Annotated in this window: 20 protein-coding genes and 1 tRNA gene; 12 read left to right on the forward strand and 9 right to left on the reverse strand. The window is 65.3% G+C overall.

The window, feature by feature from the left end; all coding sequences use genetic code 11:
• Nucleotides 1-6 precede the first annotated feature (6 nt).
• Genes JVX91_RS24040 through JVX91_RS24050 form a run of 3 tightly spaced genes read right to left on the reverse strand, consistent with a single transcriptional unit; the run spans nucleotide 7 to nucleotide 4,770 of the window.
• A complete protein-coding gene (locus JVX91_RS24040) occupies nucleotides 7-1,566 on the reverse strand; it encodes an FGGY-family carbohydrate kinase (RefSeq protein ID WP_205336594.1) in 1,560 nt (519 codons plus the stop codon).
• A 26-nt stretch (nucleotides 1,567-1,592) separates the two neighbouring features.
• Nucleotides 1,593-3,170 (reverse strand): glycerol-3-phosphate dehydrogenase/oxidase, encoded by a 1,578-nt coding sequence (locus JVX91_RS24045; protein WP_205336595.1) that lies wholly within the window; start codon nucleotides 3,168-3,170, stop codon nucleotides 1,593-1,595.
• A gap of 4 nt (nucleotides 3,171-3,174) precedes the next feature.
• A complete protein-coding gene (locus JVX91_RS24050) occupies nucleotides 3,175-4,770 on the reverse strand; it encodes an FAD-binding oxidoreductase (protein WP_205336596.1) in 1,596 nt (531 codons plus the stop codon).
• 145 nt (nucleotides 4,771-4,915) lie between these two features.
• Between JVX91_RS24050 and JVX91_RS24055 the strand changes: the two genes are divergently transcribed.
• Nucleotides 4,916-5,944 carry an AraC family transcriptional regulator gene (locus JVX91_RS24055; protein ID WP_205336597.1) on the forward strand — a complete coding sequence of 343 codons (1,029 nt, stop codon included), beginning with the start codon at nucleotides 4,916-4,918 and terminating at the stop codon, nucleotides 5,942-5,944.
• Nucleotides 5,945-6,035: 91 nt separating this feature from the next.
• On the opposite strand, the gene glp is transcribed toward JVX91_RS24055, so the two are convergent.
• Nucleotides 6,036-7,250 carry a gephyrin-like molybdotransferase Glp gene (glp, locus tag JVX91_RS24060; protein ID WP_205336598.1) on the reverse strand — a complete coding sequence of 405 codons (1,215 nt, stop codon included), beginning with the start codon at nucleotides 7,248-7,250 and terminating at the stop codon, nucleotides 6,036-6,038.
• Nucleotides 7,247-7,786, reverse strand: coding sequence for a molybdenum cofactor biosynthesis protein B (gene moaB, locus JVX91_RS24065; protein ID WP_024767350.1), 540 nt, complete (start codon nucleotides 7,784-7,786; stop codon nucleotides 7,247-7,249). Before moaB ends, glp begins: the two co-directional genes overlap by 4 nt.
• Before the next feature lie 70 nt (nucleotides 7,787-7,856).
• On the opposite strand from moaB, the gene mobA reads away from it, so the two are divergent.
• The 3 genes from mobA (at nucleotide 7,857) to JVX91_RS24080 (ending at nucleotide 8,978) form a co-directional block, all read left to right on the forward strand.
• The gene (gene mobA, locus JVX91_RS24070; protein ID WP_205336599.1) at nucleotides 7,857-8,444 is read left to right on the forward strand and encodes a molybdenum cofactor guanylyltransferase MobA; all 588 of its coding nucleotides are present in this window, start codon (nucleotides 7,857-7,859) and stop codon (nucleotides 8,442-8,444) included.
• A 91-nt stretch (nucleotides 8,445-8,535) separates the two neighbouring features.
• The gene (locus JVX91_RS24075; protein ID WP_017519306.1) at nucleotides 8,536-8,757 is read left to right on the forward strand and encodes a YgdI/YgdR family lipoprotein; all 222 of its coding nucleotides are present in this window, start codon (nucleotides 8,536-8,538) and stop codon (nucleotides 8,755-8,757) included.
• A 144-nt stretch (nucleotides 8,758-8,901) separates the two neighbouring features.
• Nucleotides 8,902-8,978, forward strand: a tRNA-Pro gene (locus tag JVX91_RS24080).
• 114 nt (nucleotides 8,979-9,092) lie between these two features.
• Here the strand turns inward: JVX91_RS24080 and JVX91_RS24085 are convergent.
• Genes JVX91_RS24085 through JVX91_RS24095 form a run of 3 tightly spaced genes read right to left on the reverse strand, consistent with a single transcriptional unit; the run spans nucleotide 9,093 to nucleotide 10,845 of the window.
• Nucleotides 9,093-9,968 carry an NAD(P)-dependent oxidoreductase gene (locus JVX91_RS24085; RefSeq protein WP_205336600.1) on the reverse strand — a complete coding sequence of 292 codons (876 nt, stop codon included), beginning with the start codon at nucleotides 9,966-9,968 and terminating at the stop codon, nucleotides 9,093-9,095.
• A 51-nt stretch (nucleotides 9,969-10,019) separates the two neighbouring features.
• A complete protein-coding gene (locus JVX91_RS24090; protein ID WP_275892377.1) occupies nucleotides 10,020-10,259 on the reverse strand; it encodes a glutaredoxin family protein in 240 nt (79 codons plus the stop codon).
• Between the two features lie 28 nt (nucleotides 10,260-10,287).
• Nucleotides 10,288-10,845 carry a TetR family transcriptional regulator gene (locus tag JVX91_RS24095; RefSeq protein WP_205336602.1) on the reverse strand — a complete coding sequence of 186 codons (558 nt, stop codon included), beginning with the start codon at nucleotides 10,843-10,845 and terminating at the stop codon, nucleotides 10,288-10,290.
• Nucleotides 10,846-11,012: 167 nt separating this feature from the next.
• Here JVX91_RS24095 and JVX91_RS24100 point away from each other — a divergent pair, with 167 nt between their 5' ends.
• The 3 genes from JVX91_RS24100 to JVX91_RS24110 all read left to right on the forward strand — a co-directional run bounded on the left by JVX91_RS24100 (nucleotide 11,013) and on the right by JVX91_RS24110 (nucleotide 14,003).
• A complete protein-coding gene (locus JVX91_RS24100; RefSeq protein WP_205336603.1) occupies nucleotides 11,013-11,609 on the forward strand; it encodes a glutathione S-transferase family protein in 597 nt (198 codons plus the stop codon).
• 85 nt (nucleotides 11,610-11,694) lie between these two features.
• On the forward strand, nucleotides 11,695-12,555 hold the full coding sequence (locus tag JVX91_RS24105) for an MBL fold metallo-hydrolase (protein ID WP_240201790.1): 861 nt from the start codon (nucleotides 11,695-11,697) through the stop codon (nucleotides 12,553-12,555).
• A gap of 176 nt (nucleotides 12,556-12,731) precedes the next feature.
• Nucleotides 12,732-14,003 (forward strand): OprD family porin, encoded by a 1,272-nt coding sequence (locus tag JVX91_RS24110; RefSeq protein WP_205336605.1) that lies wholly within the window; start codon nucleotides 12,732-12,734, stop codon nucleotides 14,001-14,003.
• 119 nt (nucleotides 14,004-14,122) lie between these two features.
• Here JVX91_RS24110 and JVX91_RS24115 read toward each other — a convergent pair whose 3' ends face one another.
• The gene (locus JVX91_RS24115) at nucleotides 14,123-15,331 is read right to left on the reverse strand and encodes an ammonium transporter (RefSeq protein ID WP_205336606.1); all 1,209 of its coding nucleotides are present in this window, start codon (nucleotides 15,329-15,331) and stop codon (nucleotides 14,123-14,125) included.
• Nucleotides 15,332-15,735: 404 nt separating this feature from the next.
• Between JVX91_RS24115 and JVX91_RS24120 the strand changes: the two genes are divergently transcribed.
• From JVX91_RS24120 to JVX91_RS24140, 5 genes are all read left to right on the forward strand, one after another.
• On the forward strand, nucleotides 15,736-16,053 hold the full coding sequence (locus JVX91_RS24120) for a YqjD family protein (protein ID WP_205336607.1): 318 nt from the start codon (nucleotides 15,736-15,738) through the stop codon (nucleotides 16,051-16,053).
• A gap of 15 nt (nucleotides 16,054-16,068) precedes the next feature.
• Nucleotides 16,069-16,449, forward strand: a complete 381-nt coding sequence (locus tag JVX91_RS24125) for a phage holin family protein (RefSeq protein WP_205340091.1) — start codon at nucleotides 16,069-16,071, stop codon at nucleotides 16,447-16,449.
• The gene (locus JVX91_RS24130; protein ID WP_205336608.1) at nucleotides 16,446-16,790 is read left to right on the forward strand and encodes a hypothetical protein; all 345 of its coding nucleotides are present in this window, start codon (nucleotides 16,446-16,448) and stop codon (nucleotides 16,788-16,790) included. Before JVX91_RS24125 ends, JVX91_RS24130 begins: the two co-directional genes overlap by 4 nt.
• Before the next feature lie 81 nt (nucleotides 16,791-16,871).
• Nucleotides 16,872-18,038, forward strand: a complete 1,167-nt coding sequence (locus tag JVX91_RS24135) for an EAL domain-containing protein (RefSeq protein WP_205336609.1) — start codon at nucleotides 16,872-16,874, stop codon at nucleotides 18,036-18,038.
• A 69-nt stretch (nucleotides 18,039-18,107) separates the two neighbouring features.
• The gene (locus JVX91_RS24140; RefSeq protein ID WP_205336610.1) at nucleotides 18,108-19,439 is read left to right on the forward strand and encodes a deoxyguanosinetriphosphate triphosphohydrolase; all 1,332 of its coding nucleotides are present in this window, start codon (nucleotides 18,108-18,110) and stop codon (nucleotides 19,437-19,439) included.
• Nucleotides 19,440-19,444: the final 5 nt, after the last annotated feature.

Below are 19,444 nucleotides of genomic sequence, written 5' to 3' on the forward strand. Positions count from 1 at the left end.
GGCAGCTCAGGCCGGGTAGCCGGTGATCTCCCGAATGCTCTGGTACAGCGGTTTCAGCTGCTTGTACATGCGCTGGTAAACCTCGTTGTACAGCCGCTCGTAGGTCCGCTGCGCCTCGGGGTGCGGATGGAAGACATCGCCCACGCGGGTCATGGCGGCGATGGCGCTGGTGAAGTCCGGATAGAGCTTGAGCCCCACCGCGCAGTCGATGGCCGCGCCCAGGCCGGAAGCCTCGTAGACGTGCGGGCGCTCCGCCGGCAGGCCGAAGATGTCGGCGGTAAGCTGCATCGCCGCGTCGCTCTGCGAACCGCCGCCGGCCACGCGCAGGCGCTGGATGTGGGTGCCGGAGCGTTTCTCGATGCGCTCCTTGCCCTGGCGCAGCGCGTAGGCCAGGCCTTCGAGAATGGCGCGGTAGATGTGCGCGCGGGTATGCACGTCGCCGAAGCCGATGATCGAGCCCTTCGCCTCCAGCCCCGGTTCGCGGATGCCCGGCGTCCAGTACGGTTGCAACATCAGGCCCATGGAGCCGGCGGGCACGCTGTTGACCAGTTCGTCGAAGAGCTTTTCCGGCTCGATACCCAGCTCCTCGGCGCGCTGCATTTCGCGCAGGCCGAACTCGCGCTTGAACCAGCTGACCATCCAGAAGCCGCGGTAGATCATCACCTCGGTGTTGAAGTGATCGGGGATCGCCGCCGGGTACGGCGGGATCAGCGGGATGGTTTCCAGGTAGCGCGAACGGGTGGTGTTGATGGTCGCGGTGGTGCCGTAGGACAAACAGGCCACCGTCGGGTCGATAGCGCCCGCACCGAGCACTTCGCAGGCCTTGTCGGCACCGGCAGCGATCAGCGGCAGGCCTTCGGGAATACCGGTCAGGCGGCTGGCTTCGGCGGTGATCTCACCCAGTTTTTCGCCCGGCTTGAACAGCTCCGGCAACTGCTCACGGCGCACATCCAGCGCCTGCCACTTCCAGTCGCGCGGCGCGGCCCACTGCAGCTTCTTGTAGTCGAACGGCAGGTAGGCGACGCTGCAGGCCACCGAATCCACGTAGCGCCCGCACAGGCGCTGGGTGAGGAAGCCGGAGAGCAGCAATACCTTGTGCGTGCGCTGGTGGATGTCCGGCTGCTGCTGGGCGACCCAGTTCACCTCGGCCTGGGTACGGAAGTAATCCACCGCACCCTGCGCGCCCACCAGCTTGAACAGCCAGCCCCAAGGCCCCTTGATCGACTCGCCCAGCTCGGCGCGACGCTGGTCCAGCCAGATGATCGCCGGGCGCAGCGCCTGCCCAGCTTCGTCGACGTGGATCACCGTGCCGCGCTGGGTGGTCAGTGACACACCACGGATGCGGCTGCGGTCGATGTCGACGCTGGCCCACAGGCGCTTGCAGGCTTCGCCCAGCTGCTCCCAGTAGTAGTCCGGATGCTGCTCGGCCCACCCCGGCTGCGATGAGAAATACGCTTCCAGCTCGACCTTGCCCTTGCCCACCAGGTTGCCCTGGAGGTCGAAGAGCAGCGCGCGCACGCTCTGGGTACCGTTGTCGATGGCCAGCAGGTAGTTGTTGTTATTCATGGGGCTCTTGGTCAATGGAGAGTCGGTCAGTGCGGAAGGCTGTAGCTGCGACGCCACAAGGCCAGGTAGTCCTGTTCTTCGCGTTTCCAGCGCGCGTCGTCCCAACCCAGGCGTGGTTGGCACAGCGCGCGAATTCTTGGCAACTCATGGGCGGCTCCGTCGGCCAGCAGCAGGCCGATGCGGGTGCGGCGCAGCAACAGGTCATCCAGGTGCAGCACCAGTTCGCCTTCCGACGCCCAGGCCAGTTCGGCCCAGAGCGAATCGGTGTGACCGATGCATTCGCTGCCCACAGCTTTCAACACCCGCGCCAGCTCCGGCAGTGCACGGCCATGGCGGCCGCGCAGGCGGGTTTGCTGGGGCGGAGTCAGACCCGGCAAGGCGACATGTTCGACCGGCTCGAAGACTTGCTCGCCGGCAGCCTCCAGCGGGCGCTCCAGCATCGGCGCGCAGGCGGTGAGCACCTCCAGCGCCAGCAGGCGGAAGGTAGTGAGCTTGCCGCCGGCCAGGGTCACGCAGCCGGGCTCGATCCACAGCGCGTGCTCGCGCTTCTCATCCGACGGCTTGAGCGACGGCGCGCCATCGCTGACTACCGGGCGCACGCCGGCCCAGGTGGAACGCACGTCACCGGCGGTGATCTGCGCGGACGGGAATTGCTGTGCGCAGGCCGCCAGCAGGTAATCCACTTCCTCGCGGCTGATCGCGGCATCGTCATCCAGGGTTTCGCGATGGTCCAGGTCGGTGGTGCCGACCACGGTCGCGCCTTCCCAGGGGAAGACGAACACCGGGCGCTTGTCCTGCCCATGCATGAAGCTGAAGGCATGGGCGACCGGCAGGCGCCACGCCGGCAGCAGCAGGTGACTGCCACGCAGCGGGCGGATGTGCTCGCTGCCATGCTTCTGCCGCAAGGCATCGGCCCAGGCGCCGGTGGCCAGCGCTACGGCACGGCTGCGGAAGGTGAAACGCTGGCCGCTCTCACTGTCCTCGGCAACCAGCCCTTGCACGCGGCCGTCACGGCGATCCAGTTCGATCACCTTCAGGCCGTTCAGGGCTTCGCCACCTTCAGCCCGCGCTTCGCCCAGCACGCGCATGACCAGGCGCGCGTCATCGGTCACCGCATCCTGGAAGCGGGTGCCGCCCAGCAGGCGATCTTCCTTCAGCCCTGGCGCCAGGTAGCGCAGTTCCTCCAAGCGATGGAACAGGTGATTGCGTCGCCCCGCCAGCGCGTCATACAGCGACAGCAGGGTGCCGAACACCCGCGGGCCGGGGAAGCCGCCCTGGTAATGCGGCATGATGAAGCTCAGCGGATCGACCAGCCCCGGCGCCTCGCCCAACAGCCGCTGGCGCTCGCGCACCGAGTCGCGGGTCAGGCCGAACTGGCCCTTGGCGATGTAGCGCAAGCCGCCGTGAACCATCTTCGAGGAGCGGCTGGAGGTGCCCCAGGCGAAGTCGCGCTGCTCGACCAGCAGGCAGCGCCAGCCGCGCCGTGCGGCTTCGCGCAGGATGCCGGCGCCGGTGATGCCGCCGCCGACCACGATCAGGTCCCAGTCGCGCGCCGCCAGCTCCGGCAGCGCCTCGGCGCGCCACGCCGCACTCCAGGCAGGCATCGGCTCAGTCCTGCAGCAAGGTGCCGGGGTTCAGCCGGCCGGACGGATCGAAATGCCCGGCCAGCGCCTTGATCGCCGCCATGCCCAGCGGACCCTTTTCCACCGGCAGGTAAGGCGCGTGGTCCTTGCCCACGCCGTGCTGGTGGCTGATGGTGCCGCGGTTGTTGGCGATGGTCTGGCTGGCGGCGTGCTTGAGCTTGCTCCAGCGCTCGTGTGTTTCCGCATAGCTGGCGGCCGGGCGGAACACGTAGGTGGTGTAGATGCTCGAGCCCTCGCCGTAGACGTGGGACAGGTGGGTGAACACGTGCACACGCTCGCCCTCGGCGGCCAGGCCTTCACGCAGGCTGGCCTCGATACGGTTGAGCAGGTTGTCGACGTTGGACCAGTCGGTGGCGGTTTCCAGGGTGTCGACCACGTAGCCATTCTCCCACAGCGCCTCGCGCAAGTAGGGGAAGCGGAAGCGGTTCTGCGCCCACTTCTTGCCCAGCAAGGTGCCGGTGAACACGCCGCCGAAGCCCTTGAGCAGGCGGCGCGCGGCGCGCAGGGAAGTGGCGTTCTGCGCCCGGTCGCCGGTGACGCCGAAGGTCAGCATGCATTTGCGCTCCGCCGCGCCACGCATCTTCAAGTAGCGCTCCAGCCAGGCGATCTGCCCCGGATGGCCGGCCAGGGCCAGTTGGGTGGTCGTTTCGATGGCATTGGACAGACGCAGCATGGACAGCGGCACGCGCGCTTGCACCAGGGTGCGGATGCCTTCCAGCGCCTGCTCCCATGAAGGCAGGAACACGGCGTAGAAGCGTTCGTCGTCGGCAATGCGCGTGACCCGCACCTTCACCGACGAGAGGATGCCGAAGCGCCCTTCGGAGCCCATCACCACTTCGCGCAGGTCAGGGCCGGCGGAGGATGCCGGGAAGGTCGGAATATCCAGGCTACCCGCAAAAGTTTCCAGGGTTCCACCAGCGAACAGTTGCTCGATGCGCCCGTAGCGCAGCGACTGCTGGCCGCTGGAACGGCTGGCAACCCAGCCGCCGAGGGTGGACAGCTCCCAGGACTGCGGGAAATGGCCAAGGGTATAGCCACGGGCGCGCAGTTGGCTTTCCACCTGCGGGCCGTTGGCGCCGGGGCCGAAGGTGGCGATCAGGCTCTGCTCGTCCAGCTCCAGCAGGCGGTTCATGTGCTCCAGGGAAACGGTCAGCACCGCCTTGTCGGACGCCGGCGGGTTGATGTGGCCGGCCACCGAGGTGCCGCCGCCGTAGGGAATCACCAGGCAATCCCAGAGCTCGGCGAACTTCAGCAGCTCGCGGATCTGCTCGGCGGTCTGCGGGTAGGCCACGCCATCGGGGAACACGCCGAACTCGCCTTCGCGCATTGCCAGCCAGTCCGGCAGGCTCTGGCCACGGGCGTGCAGCAGGCGGTCGCGGGCTTCGCGTACCACCAGCGGGTGCTCGGGCAGGCGCGAGGCCGGCACCTTGGCCAGTACCTGCTCCAGCGTGGCATCCGGCAGCGTCAGGCCCGGACCGACCAGCTCGGCGAGAAAACCGCGCCCGTTGTCGGGCAGTTCCACTACCGTCGTTTCTTCGCCCCAGCCGTTCCAGCGTCGCATGCCCGCTCCTTTTCAATAGGGTCTGTATTAGCTATTTCGGTGCCGCTTGATGGCTGCCTATACTAGCCAGCCGCCCTGCCCTGTCACTGTCGGATCAAGACAGGCGCAGTTGCCGATCGAGACACCCAGAACAAGAACGAACGCCATGCATTCCCTCGGCTATACCTCCGTCCCCGCACTGCTGAAGTACCTGCGCCACGCCGAGTCGCTCGGCATGGACCTGGACGTCGCCCTCGAGACCGCTGGTCTTGAGCGCTCGCAACTGAGCGACAACAGCCAGCGCCTGCCCAGCGAGGCTCACGAACGGCTGCTGCAACACTTGTGCGCGCATTCGGGCGACCCGCTGTTCGGCCTGCACTCGGCGCGCTTCGTCCAGCCGGGCTCGTGGAGCGTGCTCGGCTATATCACCATGAACTGCGCCAATCTGGGCGAGGCCATGGGCCGCATCATTCCCTACGAGAAGCTGGTCGGTGACATGGGCGTCAGCCGCCTGGAGCCCGGCGAAGGCCATATCAAACTGATCTGGAACTGTCGCCACGAGGCCGCACAGATCCGCCGGCACATGGTGGAAAACGTGCTCGCATCCTGGCTGCTCTATGCGCGCTGGATCGCCGACACCAATGGCTCGCCGCAGGAAGTCTGGTTCGAGCATGCGCAGCCCGAAGGGACAGACGTCGCCGAGTACGAACAGCTGTTCGGCTGCCCGGTGCGTTTCGAGCAACCCTTCAGCGCCCTGCTGGTGCCCCTGCAGTTGCTCAGCTACCCGCTGCGCCAGGCCGACGCCAACCTGTTGCGCACCCTGGAAGAGCACGCCCTGGCGCTGATGGCCGAACTGGACGACGACGAGCCGCTGCCGCTGCGGGTGAAGAACGCCCTGCGCCTGCTGCTCAAGGATGGTCTGCCGCGCAAGGAGCGCGTCGCCGAGCGCTTCGAGATGACCGTACGCACCCTGCAACGCCATTTGCAGCAGGCCGGCACCAGCTACCAGCAGATCCTCGACGAACTGCGCCAGGAACTGGCCGAGCACTATCTGGTGCACAGCGACCTGCCGATCCAGGACATCGCCCAGTACCTGGGTTTCACCGAGTCGCGCTCGTTCCACCGCAGCTTCAAGGGCTGGACTGACCAGACGCCCGGCGAGTACCGCCAGCAGCATAAAAAAACGCCGGTCTGAGACCGGCGTTTTTCATGGAGCTGGCATGATTCCCTGCGTCCACACGGTGGGCGGTTTTGCGTAGGAGCGGACTCCGTCCGCGATCGGCTGATCAGTCGAACAGTTCGCTGAACGGAATGAAGGCCAGCCAATCACCCTCGGCCAGCGTCGTGCCTTCGCGCACCTCCGCAAGTCCCTCTGCCCAGGCTGCGCTACGCAGCACGCCGGAACTCTGGTTGGCGTAGGGCACCGCGCGGCCGTTCTCCAGGCGTGCGCGCAGGTATTCGCGACGGTTGCCCGGTTTGGTCCAGTTGAACCCGGCCGGTACCTGCACGCGCAGCGGTTCCACCTTCTGCATGCCGAGGCGGCGCATCAGGTAGGGCCGCGCCAGCAGAGCGAAAGTCACCAGGGTGGATGCGGGATTGCCTGGCAGCCCGATCACCGGCACGCCTTGGTAGTGGCCGACAGTCAACGGTTTGCCCGGCTTGATCGCCAACTTCCACAGCGCCAGCTCGCCCGCTTCGCGCAGGGCCGCGCCGAGGAAGTCCGCCTCGCCGACGGACACGCCGCCGGTGGAGAGGATCAGGTCCACGTTCGACAGCCCTGCCAGGGCAGCACGGGTGCGCTCCAGGTCGTCCGGGAGGATGCCCGCGTCCACCACCTCGCAACCGAAGCGCAGCAACCAGGTGCGCAGCAGGTGACGGTTGCTGTTGTAGATCTGCCCTAGCGCCAGCGGTTTGCCCGGCTCCACCAGCTCATCGCCAGTGGACAGCAGCGCCACGCGCGGGCGGCGGCGCACCGTCAGTTCGGCGTGGCCCAACGAGGCAGCCAGACCGATCTCGATCGGCCCCAGGCGCGTACCGGCTGGCAGCACGCAGTCGCCCTTGCGGGTTTCCTGGCCCTGCGGGCGGATGTGCTGGCCGGCTTCCAGGGATTCGAGGAAGCGCACGCGGCCATCAGCCAGCACTTCGACGTTTTCCTGCATTTCCACGCAGTCTGCGCCTTGCGGCACCGGCGCGCCGGTGAAGATGCGTACGCAGGTGCCCGGCTGCAGTGGTTCACCGGCCTGGCCAGCGAAGATCTTCTGGCTCACGACCAGCGCCTCGCCCTGCCAGTCGGCCTGACGCAACGCGTAACCGTCCATGGCACTGTTCGGCCACGGCGGCAGGTCCAGCCCGGCCAGCAGCGGCTCGGCCAGTACGCGGCCATCGGCCTCGTTCAGCGGTAGGGTTTCGCGCTCAAGGATCGGGGACTGCTCGGCCAGCATCAGCAGGCGCGCCAGGGCGTCCTCGACCGGCAGCAGGCCGGGCTTGTCGCAGCAGCTCATCCGCGGCTCTCGCAGGGCGCCGCCTTCTTCAGGTGCGGCACGAAATTGCACGGGCGGTGGCTGGCGTCCAGCTGTTCGCCGAGGATGCCATCCCAGGCGGTGCGACAGGCGTTGGTGGAGCCCGGTAGGCAGCAGACCAGGGTGCCGTTGGACAGGCCCGCCAGCGCGCGGGACTGCACGGTGGAGGTGCCGATATCAGCCACGGAAATCTGCCGGAACAGCTCGCCGAAGCCGTCCACCACCTTGTCCAGCAGGCAGGTCACGGCTTCCGGAGTGCTGTCGCGGCCAGTGAAGCCGGTGCCGCCGGTAATCAGCACGACCTGCACTTCGTCTTCGGCGATCCAGGTCGCGACCTGGGCGCGGATGCGATAGAGGTCATCCTTGAGCAGCACGCGGGCGGCGAGGTTATGACCGGCGGCCTTCAGGCGATCGACGAACAGCTGGCCGGAGGTGTCGGTTTCCAGGGTGCGGGTGTCGCTGACGGTGAGGACGGCGATATTCAGCGGGACGAATGGCTGCTCGGCCTTGTGGCTCATGATGAGGGCCCTTGCTTGTGAGGTGGGAATGCGCGGTGTTATATCACAGGCCCGCCCCGGAGACCCTGACATGCCACAAGCCCCGCTGCCCCCCTGTTCCGTCCTGATTCTCGCCGGTGGACGCGGCCAGCGCATGGGCGGCCAGGACAAGGGTTTGCTGGACTGGCAGGGCAAACCGTTGGTGAGCTACGCCGCCGCCCTCGCCCGCCCCTTCAGCGACGACCTGATCATCTCCTGCAACCGCAACGCGGACGTCTACGCCGCCTATGCCGACCGCCTGGTGCAGGACGACAGCCCGGACTTTCCCGGCCCCCTGGCCGGCATCCGCGCTGGCCTCGCCGCCGCCCGCCATCCCCATCTGCTGGTGCTGCCCTGCGATGCACCGCGGCTGGATGCGGCACTGCTGGAACACCTGCTGTGCGCATCGGCCGCCGCGCCGGACGTCGTGCACATGCTCCGCCATGGCAAGCAGTGGGAGCCGCTGTTCTGCATCGTGCCGGTGGTAATGCGCACGGCGGTGGAAGACGCCTGGAACAATGGCGACCGCAGCCCTCGCCATGTGTTTGCGCAACTCGGCCTGCGCGCGGTGGAGTGCCCGGTCGACGACCCGCGCCTGGCCAACCTGAATACCCCGGAGCTGCTCTATCACGCCCGTTAGCGACACATTCGAAAATTTTCCGGGAACTATGCGGCGAAACTCCCAGTCAGATTTTTCGTACCTTTATGTTCGCTCATCAGGAGATTCACTAATGAACAAACGGATGCTTCCCGCCTTCCTGCTCGCCCTGGGCTTCGGAGTACTCGCAGGTTGCTCCACTCCGTCGGTCATCACCCTGAACGACGGTCGCGAGATTCAATCGGTCGACAAGCCCAAGTACGACGAAGAATCCGGCTTCTATGAGTTCGAACAGCTGGATGGCAAAACCGCCCGTGTGAACAAGGATCAGGTGCGGACCGTCAAGGACCTCTGATTCTTCAGGTGGTGACGACGCCCCGCAGACCTTTGCCGGTCTGCGGGGCGTCTGCGTTTTTGCCGGGCGCGGAAACCATTTAGAAAAATTTTCCGCTAACCCCTTGTGCATCAAAAGTTTTTCGGTAGAATGCGCGCCATCAAACGGAGCGTAGCGCAGCTTGGTAGCGCGTCTCGTTCGGGACGAGAAGGTCGCTGGTTCGAATCCAGTCGCTCCGACCAAATCCCGAAAAACCCGCCTAACGGCGGGTTTTTTATTGCCTGCGATTTTTCCTCCGGACCAATCCCCAGGCACAAAAAGGCCCGTCCAACCGGACGGGCTTTTTCATGGGCGACTCAGAGCTGCCCGGACTTGCGCAGCGCCACTTGCGACAGGGCGCTCCAGTCCAACTCGCCATCGCCGTGGGCAATCGCTTCCAGCAGGTTGTCGCGCAGGATGCTGGCGAACGGCAGCGGCACACGCTGCTCCTGCCCGGCCGACAGCGCCAGACCTACGTCCTTCAGACCCAGCACCAGCCGGAATGCCGCCGGGTCGAAACGCTGCTCCGCGATCAGCGCTCCGTAGTTGCGATACACCGGCGCGTTGAACAGGGTGTTGCCCATGATCTCCAGCAGTTCGCCCGGTGCGACACCGAAGCTCTTCACCAGCGCCGCACTCTCCCCCATCGCCTCGATGGCGCTGGCGATCATGAAGTTGCCGGCGATCTTCACCACGACGGCGCGCAGCGGATCATCGCCCAGCGGCCAGGTCTTATGGCCGAGCACGTCGAGCACCGGCTGCGCCTTGGCGATGGCGGCTTCGGGACCGGCAACCAGGATGTTCAGCTTGCCGGCGGCGGCGACATCGGTACGACCGAACACCGGCGCGGCAACGAACTCGACGCCCTGCTCACGGTGCAGCTCCAGCAACTCGCTGACGAAGGCGGTAGACAGCGTGGCCATGCTCAGGTGGACCAGCCCGGCCCTGGCCGAGGCCAGGGCGCCGCTGTCCAGCAGCACGGCGCGGGTCGAGTTGTCGTCGGCCAGCATGGAGATGACCAACTCGACGTCGAACGCCTGCGCCGGATTGGCCGCGGCGATGGCGCCCAGCTCCACCAACGGCTCGGCGGCGCCAGGCGAGCGATTCCAGACGATGACCTGGTGGCCGGCCTTGATGAGATTGGTAGCCATGGCGGCGCCCATGCCACCCAGTCCGAGAAATCCGATCTTCATAAGAAAACGCCTCGCAACGATTGCTTGAGGAGTGGAAAGGCCACCGAAGAGTCAGCGGCTGAGGAAGGTGGCGACCTGTTCGGCGTCGAACGGCCAGTTGAGCTCGCCGCCGGTATCGCAGCGGCGCAGCACCGGGATGGTCAGGCCGTATTGCTCGACCCATTCCTCACGGTCGGCGATGTCCACCAGTTCGACCAGCAGGCCGTGTTCGACGAAGGGCATCAGCACGGCTTCGGCTACCTCGCAGAGGTGGCAGCCGAGGGTGCCGAAGAGTTGGCATTCCGGGGGCATGTGAGGCTCCAGGGTTGGCGGCATGGGTTCAGACTCCGGCGTGCTGCAACAGCGTGTCGGCCACGGCGCGTGCCTCCCGGCCTTGCTGCGCCGGGCCTTGCATGTGCGCCATCACCAGCACGCCTTCGAGCAGGTATTGCAGTTGGCGGGCCAGGGCCTCCGGCTCCGCGGCGCCAAGGCGCGCCAGCTGGGCGGCGAAGAAGCGGCCAAGGAAGGCCTTGTGCTCGGCGGCCTGCTGATGGATGGGATGTTCACGATCGTGGAATTCGCCGGCGGCGTGGATGAAGGCGCAGCCGCAGAAATCCGGGCTGTTCAACACGTCCTGCAGGCCGTCGAAGACAGCCAGGATCGCCTCGCGTGGGGCAAGGATGCGTTCGGCCACCGCCATGCGCTCGACCATGCGCGCATGGCGCTCTTCCAGGGCGGCCATGATCAGTTCGTCCTTGGACTTGAAGTGCTTGTACAGCGTCATCTTCGCCACACCGGATTCGGCGAGGATGCGATCGATACCGGTGGCGTGGTAGCCCTCGCGGTAGAACAGATCCTGGGCGGTGGTGAGCAGCAGCTCGCGTTTGCTGGATGCCATGGCATTACCTCCTGACCGGACATTATGCGCGAGGCCTCGCCCAGGTGGGAGCGAAGCGGGTGCATAGCCTGGACATACATCGGGCTGATTGCGCGCATTTCGCTTGAACTATACAGACCTGTCTGTCTAATATCTATTCCGCCACTTCCCCTCCAAGGTCCGCCGCCATGAAACTCCACGACGTTGCGCTCTCCGGCAATTGCTACAAGATCCGCCTGTTCCTCGGCCTCATCGGTCAGCGGGCCGAAATCGTACCGATCGACCTGCAGGGCGGCGCACACAAGCGCCCGGCGTTTCTGGCGATCAACCCGCGCGGCCAGGTGCCAGCGTTGGAGGATGGGGAGCTGCGCATCGGCGACTCTCACGCCATCCTCGTCTACCTTGCCCGGCAATACGCCCAGCCACATTGGAACCCGCAGGACGCCGCCACCCAGGGCCGCATCGCCAGTTGGCTGAGCTTCTCCGCCAATGAGGTGCAGCATGGCCTTGCCCTGGCGCGGGTGATCCTGCTGTTCAAGCGCCCTGGCGATCTGCCCGCTGCGCAAGCCAAGGGCCGCCATGCCCTGGAACTGCTGGACGGGACACTGGCCTATCACCGCTGGCTCGCGCAGACCGACGAGCCAACCATCGCCGACATTGCCGTCTATGCCTATGTGACGCTGGCCGAGGAAGGTGGACTCGAACCGTCCGGCTATCCGTATGTCCAGGACTGGCTGGCCCGCGTACGCGCCCTGCCCGGCTACGTCGCCCAGCCGCGCATCTGATCCCACTGCCCGACCAGGCGCCGACCACTCGAAGGGCCGGCGCCCTCGGCCGCTGCCGTTGCGTTGAAGGAATCCCCCTATGCGTCTGCCATCCCTGTTGCTAGCCGGGCTGCTGGCCCTTGCCTGCCTCCCGGCCCATGCCGCCGACGTGCGTTTCTCGCTGATCCGCACGTCCGGCGTCACCACCCTCGAAGCCTTCACCGTCGCCGGTGGCGACTGGACCCGCAAGGTGCCGATGAACCACACCGCCGTGCTGATCCAGCACCACGCCGCCACCCTCCTGTTCGACACCGGCCTGGGCAGCCAGGCGGATGCCCAGTTCAAGCAGGACATGCCCTGGTGGGACAAACCGCTGTTCCAGTACGAAGGCCTGAAGCCCGCTCGCGATCAGCTGGCCGGCAGCGGCATCCGCATCGACCGCATCCTGCTTTCCCATGCGCACTGGGACCATGCATCGGGGCTGTCGGACTTTCCGGACGTCCCGGTCTGGGCACCGTACGAAGAGATCAACTACGCCCATATCGCCCAGCCGCCGGCGGTATTCCCCAGTCAGTTCCGCCACCCGGTGAAGTGGATGCCCCTCCAGTTCGATTCCGGCCCCTTCCTGAGCTACGACGAGAGCCTCGACCTGTTTGGCGATGGCAGCCTCGTCCTGGTGCCGATGCGCGGCCATACGCCGGGCTCGATGGGGCTGTTCATTACGCTGGACGACGGACGGCGCTTCTTCTTCAGCGGCGACACCACCTGGCGTCTGTCGGGCTTTACCGGCCCCCACGAGAAGTTCTGGGTCAGTCGCAAGCTGGTGGACAGCGACCGCGACCAGACCCTGGCCGAAGTGGCCCGCGTTCACGAACTGATGCTTGCCTATCCAAAGCTGACCGTAGTGCCCGCCCATGATGCGCAAGTGCAGGACAAGCTCGGCTACTTCCCCCACTGGATACAGTGAAAGCCCCGCCAGCCGCCGCTCGGCGCTTCAATAGCCAGCTCACTAATCAGCGACTAAGGTCTAAGAGTCGTCAACATTCGGTAATGATTTAGTAGATAGGCTGTAACAGATCGACATGCCGGGCCGATCCACCCGGCATCACCGAACTGCCCCAAGCGCTCGAGGAGACAATAACAATGAGCAAGACCCCGATCGCCCGTGCCGTGGCTTTGGCCGCGCTGGGTACCAGCTTGACCGTTCCGACCATTGCCCATGCCGACTTCATCAACGACAGCAAGGCGACCGTCGAACTGCGCAACTTCTACTTCAATCGTGACTTCCGCCAATCCTCCCCGCCACCGAGCCAGAGCAAGGCTGAGGAGTGGGCCCAGGGTTTCATCCTCAAATACGAGTCGGGCTATACCGACGGCACCATCGGTGTCGGCGTCGATGCCCTGGGCACCCTGGGCCTGAAACTCGACTCATCGCCTGACCGCAGCGGCACCGGCCTGCTGCAGCGCTCGCGCAGCGATGGCCGCGCCGAGGACAGCTACGGCGACCTGGGCATCACCGCCAAGCTGCGCGCATCCAAGAGCACACTGAAAGCCGGCACTCTGCTGCCGAAGATGCCGGTGGTGCAGTACAACGACACCCGCCTGCTGCCGCAGACCTTCAGCGGCTTCGCCCTGAACTCCGCGGAGCTCGATGGCCTGACCGTTGACGGCGGCCGCCTCTACCAGGTGAACCAGCGCGACTCCTCCGACTACGAGGACATGACCATCACCGGTGGCGGCAAGCGCAACATCAAGCTGGGCGATACCACCACCAGCAACAAGTTCCTGTTCGGCGGCCTGACCTACAAGTGGACCGACAGCCTCAGCACCAGCTACCACTACGGCGGCCTGGAAGACATCTACAAGCAGCACTACCTGGGCCTGATGCACGTGCTGCCGATCGCCGACAAGCAATCGCTGAAGTCCGACATCCGCTGGGCCAAGTCCGATGACGACGGTGGCAGCAACGTCGACAACAAGGCGCTCAACGCCATGTTCACCTATGCCCTGGGCTACCACGCCTTCGGTGTGGGCTACCAGAAGATGAGCGGCGACACCGGCTTCGCCTACATCAACGGCACCGACCCCTACCTGGTGAACTACATCCAGATCGGCGACTTCGCCAACAAGGACGAGAAGTCCTGGCAAGCTCGCTACGACTACAACTTCGCGGGTATCGGCATCCCCGGCCTGACCTTCATGACCCGTTATGTGAAAGGCGACAACATCGACCTGATCACCACCGACGGCGAAGGCAAGGAATGGGAGCGCGACACCGACATCGCCTACGTCTTCCAGGACGGTCCGCTGAAGAATCTGGGCGTGAAGTGGCGTAACGCGACCATGCGCACCAACTACACCAACGACTACGACGAGAACCGTCTGATCGTCAGCTACACCATGCCGCTCTGGTAAGCCTCACGGCATGACGAAAAAGCCCGGCACATGCCGGGCTTTTTCTTGCTCTTTCCATAGGAGCGAGCCTCTCTACCGTTACTCCGCGTTCGCGAGCAAGCTCGCTCCGGCAATTTCCTTCAGTCCTGGCTGAGCGCCCCGATCTTGTGGATCGACAGGTCGGCACCGTAGTACTCCTCCTCCTTCGTCAGGCGGATGCCCACGACCGACTTCACCAACCCGTAGACCAGCAAACCGCCGGCAAAGGCCACGATCACACCCAGCAGCGTGCCGATCGCCTGGCTGGCCAGGCTCACACCGCCGAGACCGCCAAGCGCCTGCTGGCCGAAGATCCCGCAGGCGATACCGCCCCAGGCGCCGCAGAGGCCGTGCAGCGGCCAGACACCCAGCACATCGTCGATCTTCCAGCGCACCTGGGTCGCGGTGAACGCCCAGACAAACAGCGCCCCAGCCACCAGGCCGGTGGCCAGCGCACCGATGGGATGCATGAGGTCGGAGCCAGCACAGACCGCCACCAGGCCGGCCAGCGGGCCGTTGTGGAGGAAACCGGGGTCATTGCGGCCGACCAGCAGCGACGCCACCGTGCCACCGACCATCGCCAGCAGGGAGTTGACCGCCACCAGTCCGCTGGCGCCCGCCAACGACTGCGCACTCATCACGTTGAAGCCGAACCAGCCGACGATGAGAATCCAGGAACCGGCCGCCAGGAATGGAATGTTCGACGGCGCGAAGGCCACCAGGCGGCCTTCGCGGTAACGGCCATTGCGCTGTCCCAGCAGCACCACCGCCGCCAGTGCCAGCCAGCCGCCAAAAGCATGCACGACCACCGAGCCGGCAAAGTCATGGAAGCTGGCGCCGAACTCGCTCTGCAACCATTTCTGGAAACCGAAATTACCGTTCCAGACCAGCCCCTCGAAGAACGGATAGACGAAGGCAACGATCAGCGCCGTGGCGCTCAGCTGCGGGCCGAACTTGGCGCGCTCGGCGATACCGCCGGAAATGATCGCGGGAATCGCCGCGGCGAAAGTCAGCAGGAAAAAGAACTTCACCAGGGCGTAGCCGTTTTCGTTCGCCAGGGTTGCCGCCGGCTGCAGGAAGGTCACGCCATATGCGATCCAGTAACCGATGAAAAAATAGGCCAGGGTGGAAATGGCGAAGTCCGACAGAATCTTCGACAGGGCGTTGACCTGATTTTTCAGACGCACCGTGCCCACTTCGAGAAAGGCGAAGCCGGCGTGCATGGCCAACACCATGACAGCGCCCATCAGGAGGAACAGCGTGTTGGAGCCGTGGACCAGGGTCTCTACGGCGCTATTGAGGTTTTCCATCGATACAGGCAGCCCCGGAAGTCAGGGGAAAAGCACCAAAACGGCTCACGGCCCTTACCCGTCGCACCACACTGAAGCATCGGCGCACCAGGCAGGAGCCGAAGACTGAACCAGATTGGCCCACAGGCCTTCCGATCAGCTTGGCAGTTTCATACTCTTCCTTTTGTTTTTCAGTCATTTGAGCGTGTTTTCCCGGCCTTTCGAAGTTCCGGGGACGCCCCGCCTTGGGGCGCTCCGCTCTCCTTGCGCACCAGGGAAATGCAAGCGGCATACCACCGCCCGGAGAATCACCGACTAGGCTTTAGCTCGCGGCCGCGCGAGGGTGGGCGGCGAATTTATGAGAAACTTTCCTCCAGCCATGGGGTTCAAAAACTAGGAACCCCAACCCGCACAAGGAGCATCACATGCCTCGCAAGCCCGCAGTGAACGCCGCCAAGGATGAACTTCTGGCCGAATTCCAGGCCCTCGTCAGCGACACCGAAAAACTTCTGCAGAGCTCCGCCGACCTGGCCGGCGCCGAAGCCGATCAGATGCGCGAGCAGATCCACCAGAGCCTCAAACGCGCCCGCGATGCCATCTACTCCACCAAGGACTCGGTGCGCGACCAGGGCAAAGCCGCCGTGGATGCCACCGAAGACTACGTGGGCGACCATCCATGGCAGGCCGTCGGCATCGCCGCTGGCGTCGGCTTCCTGCTCGGCCTGCTGGTCAGCCGGCGCTGATTCATGAACGACGGAATGGACGCCGGGCCGAAGCCTTCGGCCAACTCCCCTTCCCTGCGGCGCTTCGGCGCCGCAATCCTCGGGTTGCTGCACGGGCATGTCGAGCTGCTGGGCGTCGAGCTGCAGGAACAGAAGACCCGCACGGTGCAGATGTTGCTGATGGCCGGCCTCGCGCTGGTCTTCGCCCTGCTCCTGTTGGTCGCGCTGTCGGTACTGGTGCTCATCATCTTCTGGGATAGCTACCGGCTACCCGCCGCCATCGGTCTCTGCGTCTTCTATATCGGCGGGTGCCTGTTCTGTGCCTGGCGCCTGCACATGCTGGTCAGCGACGAGAGTTCGCCGTTCAGCGCCACCCTCGACGAACTGGCCAGGGACAGGGAGCGACTGCTGCCATGAGTGAAATGCCCGATGCCCGTAACCTGACGCGTGCCGAACTGCGCAAGGCGATCATTCGCCTGCGCCTGGAAATGCAGCGCCAGCAGATTCGCCAGGAAGGCGAGTTGCTGCTGCAACCTTTGCAGCAGGCACGTAACCTCGGCCAGAGCGTGCGCCACGGCCTGCACGGTAGCGCGCCGCTTTGGGGCGCGGGAGGCGCCGCGGCGCTGGCCCTGCTGCTGGGACGCAAACGCGGCTGGATTCGCCTGCTGCGCCTGGGAATAGCCCTCGCCCCGATCATCCTGCAGATGCGCAAGAAGTCCGACCCCGGGGACCCGCCAGCGCCTTCCACCCATCTCTGAAGTCGAGGCTGGCCACATTCTTGCAACGTGACGCAGACATGCGCGAAGGCGCCATCTGTTACGCCACTAAGGATGTGTCCCTTGATCGACGGGCAACCCACCGCCTGCTTCCAGCCCTTCATCGACACCGCGACAGGCCTGATCGCGGGCGTCGAGGCATTGGGGCGGCTGCGCCAGGACAACGGCGACCTCCTCTCGGTCGGCCCTCTCTTCTTCAATCCCAAGGTCGGCCTCGCCGAGCTGCGCCGTCTCGATCGGCAAATCCGCGATGCCGCCCTGGCGCGTATCCACGAAGCACCGGCGGACTGGTTTCTCAGCCTGAACATCTCGCCACGCTGGATCAGCCGCCTGCGACCTAACCAGCCTCTGCCCAGCCTCAAGCAACTGCAGCAGCAAGGTGTACCGCCGGAACGCGTGGTATTCGAGATCACCGAACTGGGCGGCGCCCACCAGCGCCTGCCGGAAGTGGTGGCGCGCTACCGCGAGGCCGGCGCGCGCATCGCCATCGATGACTTTGGCGCGGGCTACTCGCAACTCGACCGCGTACTCGCCCTGCAACCGGACATCCTCAAGCTGGACATGCGCCTGTTCCAGGAAGCCGCCCGCGGCGGTCCGAGCGGCGAAGTGGTGAAAGCCCTGGCGCAGATGGCCGAGAAGACCGGCTGCTGGATCATCGCCGAGGGCGTGGAAACCGAGGAGGAAATGGACTTCGCCCTAGAGTGCGGCGCGCGTTACGTCCAAGGCTATCTGTTCGCCAAGCCCGCCCTGGACTTCCCCGCCAGCGACGCCTTCCGCGATGCCTTCGCGCACCGCCGCGATCACTACGTGCGGCGCAAGCTGAACGAACGCGCCAATCTCATCCAACTGCGCCAGCAGCTCTCCGAACTGATGAACATGCTGCGGCCCTGGGCCGAAGGCGGCGCCATGCTCAGCAGCCTGCCGCCGGCGCCGGAATCCTTCAGCCGCCTGCTGCGCATCTACCAGTGCGACCGCCACGGCACCCAGACATCGCCGAACCTGGAATGGAACGGCCTGTTCTGGAAGGAGAACCGCCGTTATCTGGGCCATAACTGGTCCTGGCGACCGTACTTCTATCAGTTGTTGGCCGAAGGCTGGGAAGAGCGCCGCCTCACCCTGTCCAACACTTACCGCGACGCCACCACCAACCAGTACTGCATGACCGCCGGGCAATTCATCGACCAGGGCCGACGCCTTCTCCTCATCGACATCGATGCCGAAGGCCTCTAGCGCCGCGATTGAGATTGCCGGCGCGAACGGCTAGCGTTGCCGGTAACTCTCTCGATTGCGGAAAGACGAATGGACTGGCACACCCTGCTCCCCCGTGAACGCCTCGGCAAACCGGTTCACAGCAGCGCCGAACTGGGCCGCAGTGCCTTCCACAAGGACCACGACCGCATCATCTTCTCCGGCGCCTTCCGCCGCCTGGGTCGCAAGACCCAGGTCCACCCGGTATCGAGCAACGACCATATCCACACACGCCTGACCCACTCGCTGGAGGTGGGCTGCGTGGGCCGCTCGCTGGGCATGCGTGTCGGCGAGATCATCCGCGACCGCCTGCCGGAGTGGTGCGACCCTGCGGACATGGGCGTGATCGTTCAGTCCGCCTGCCTGGCCCACGACATCGGCAACCCCCCGTTCGGCCATTCCGGCGAAGACGCCATTCGCCACTGGTTCCAGCAGGCTGCCGGGCGCGGCTGGCTGGATGGCATGGGCGAGGAAGAGCGCCTGGACTTCCTGAACTTCGAGGGCAACGCCCAGGGCTTCCGAGTCCTCACGCAGTTGGAGTACCACCAGTTCGACGGCGGCACCCGCCTGACCTACGCCACCCTCGGCACCTACCTGAAGTATCCCTGGACCGCTCGCCACGCTGACTCCCTCGGCTACAAGAAGCACAAGTTCGGCTGCTATCGCAGCGAGCTGCCGCTGCTCGAACAGATCACCCACAAGCTGGGCATGCCGCAACTGGAGGATGAACGCTGGGCGCGCCACCCGCTGGTGTACCTGATGGAAGCGGCGGATGACATCTGCTACGGCCTGATTGATCTCGAAGACGGCCTGGAAATGGACCTGCTCGACTACACGGAGGTCGAAGCGCTGCTGCTTGACCTGGTCGGCGACGATCTACCGGAGACCTACCGCCAGCTCGGCCCGAAGGATTCGCGCCGACGCAAACTGGCCATCCTGCGCGGCAAGGCCATCGAACACCTGACCAATGCCGCTGCCCGTGCCTTCGTCGAGCAGGAATCCGTCCTGCTCGCAGGACAGCTGCAAGGCGACCTGGTGGAACACATGCACGGCCCGGCCAAACGCTGCGTCCAACGGGCCAAGGCCATGGCGCGGGAGAAGATCTTCCAGGACAAGCGCAAGACACTGCACGAGATCGGCGCCTACACCACCCTGGAAATCCTGCTGAATTCCTTCTGTGGCGCGGCATTGGAGCAATACAGCCAGAGCACGCCCTCGTTCAAGAACCAGCGCATTCTCGACCTGCTCGGGCACAACGCGCCGGCCCCGGAATGGTCGCTCTACCGGGCCTTCCTGCGGGTGATCGACTTCATCGCCGGGATGACCGACAGCTATGCCACCGAGATGGCCAGGGAAATGACCGGGCGCTCCAGCCCGGTCTGAACCAT

The organism is Pseudomonas sp. PDNC002 (assembly GCF_016919445.1).
GTDB lineage: Bacteria > Pseudomonadota > Gammaproteobacteria > Pseudomonadales > Pseudomonadaceae > Pseudomonas.

Bases quoted from the DNA above. Each gene is read 5' to 3' on its own strand.
- JVX91_RS24040 (WP_205336594.1), bottom strand. From the start codon at position 1,566: ATGAATAACAACAACTACCTGCTGGCCATCGACAACGGTACCCAGAGC.
- JVX91_RS24050 (WP_205336596.1), bottom strand. From the start codon at position 4,770: ATGCGACGCTGGAACGGCTGGGGCGAAGAAACGACGGTAGTGGAACTG.
- JVX91_RS24045 (WP_205336595.1), bottom strand. From the start codon at position 3,170: ATGCCTGCCTGGAGTGCGGCGTGGCGCGCCGAGGCGCTGCCGGAGCTG.
- JVX91_RS24095 (WP_205336602.1), bottom strand. From the start codon at position 10,845: ATGGCATCCAGCAAACGCGAGCTGCTGCTCACCACCGCCCAGGATCTG.
- JVX91_RS24120 (WP_205336607.1), top strand. From the start codon at position 15,736: ATGCCTCGCAAGCCCGCAGTGAACGCCGCCAAGGATGAACTTCTGGCC.
- JVX91_RS24140 (WP_205336610.1), top strand. From the start codon at position 18,108: ATGGACTGGCACACCCTGCTCCCCCGTGAACGCCTCGGCAAACCGGTT.
- JVX91_RS24125 (WP_205340091.1), top strand. From the start codon at position 16,069: ATGGACGCCGGGCCGAAGCCTTCGGCCAACTCCCCTTCCCTGCGGCGC.
- JVX91_RS24090 (WP_275892377.1), bottom strand. From the start codon at position 10,259: ATGCCCCCGGAATGCCAACTCTTCGGCACCCTCGGCTGCCACCTCTGC.
- JVX91_RS24115 (WP_205336606.1), bottom strand. From the start codon at position 15,331: ATGGAAAACCTCAATAGCGCCGTAGAGACCCTGGTCCACGGCTCCAAC.
- JVX91_RS24085 (WP_205336600.1), bottom strand. From the start codon at position 9,968: ATGAAGATCGGATTTCTCGGACTGGGTGGCATGGGCGCCGCCATGGCT.
- JVX91_RS24130 (WP_205336608.1), top strand. From the start codon at position 16,446: ATGAGTGAAATGCCCGATGCCCGTAACCTGACGCGTGCCGAACTGCGC.
- mobA (WP_205336599.1), top strand. From the start codon at position 7,857: ATGCCACAAGCCCCGCTGCCCCCCTGTTCCGTCCTGATTCTCGCCGGT.
- glp (WP_205336598.1), bottom strand. From the start codon at position 7,250: ATGAGCTGCTGCGACAAGCCCGGCCTGCTGCCGGTCGAGGACGCCCTG.
- JVX91_RS24100 (WP_205336603.1), top strand. From the start codon at position 11,013: ATGAAACTCCACGACGTTGCGCTCTCCGGCAATTGCTACAAGATCCGC.
- moaB (WP_024767350.1), bottom strand. From the start codon at position 7,786: ATGAGCCACAAGGCCGAGCAGCCATTCGTCCCGCTGAATATCGCCGTC.
- JVX91_RS24055 (WP_205336597.1), top strand. From the start codon at position 4,916: ATGCATTCCCTCGGCTATACCTCCGTCCCCGCACTGCTGAAGTACCTG.
- JVX91_RS24075 (WP_017519306.1), top strand. From the start codon at position 8,536: ATGAACAAACGGATGCTTCCCGCCTTCCTGCTCGCCCTGGGCTTCGGA.
- JVX91_RS24110 (WP_205336605.1), top strand. From the start codon at position 12,732: ATGAGCAAGACCCCGATCGCCCGTGCCGTGGCTTTGGCCGCGCTGGGT.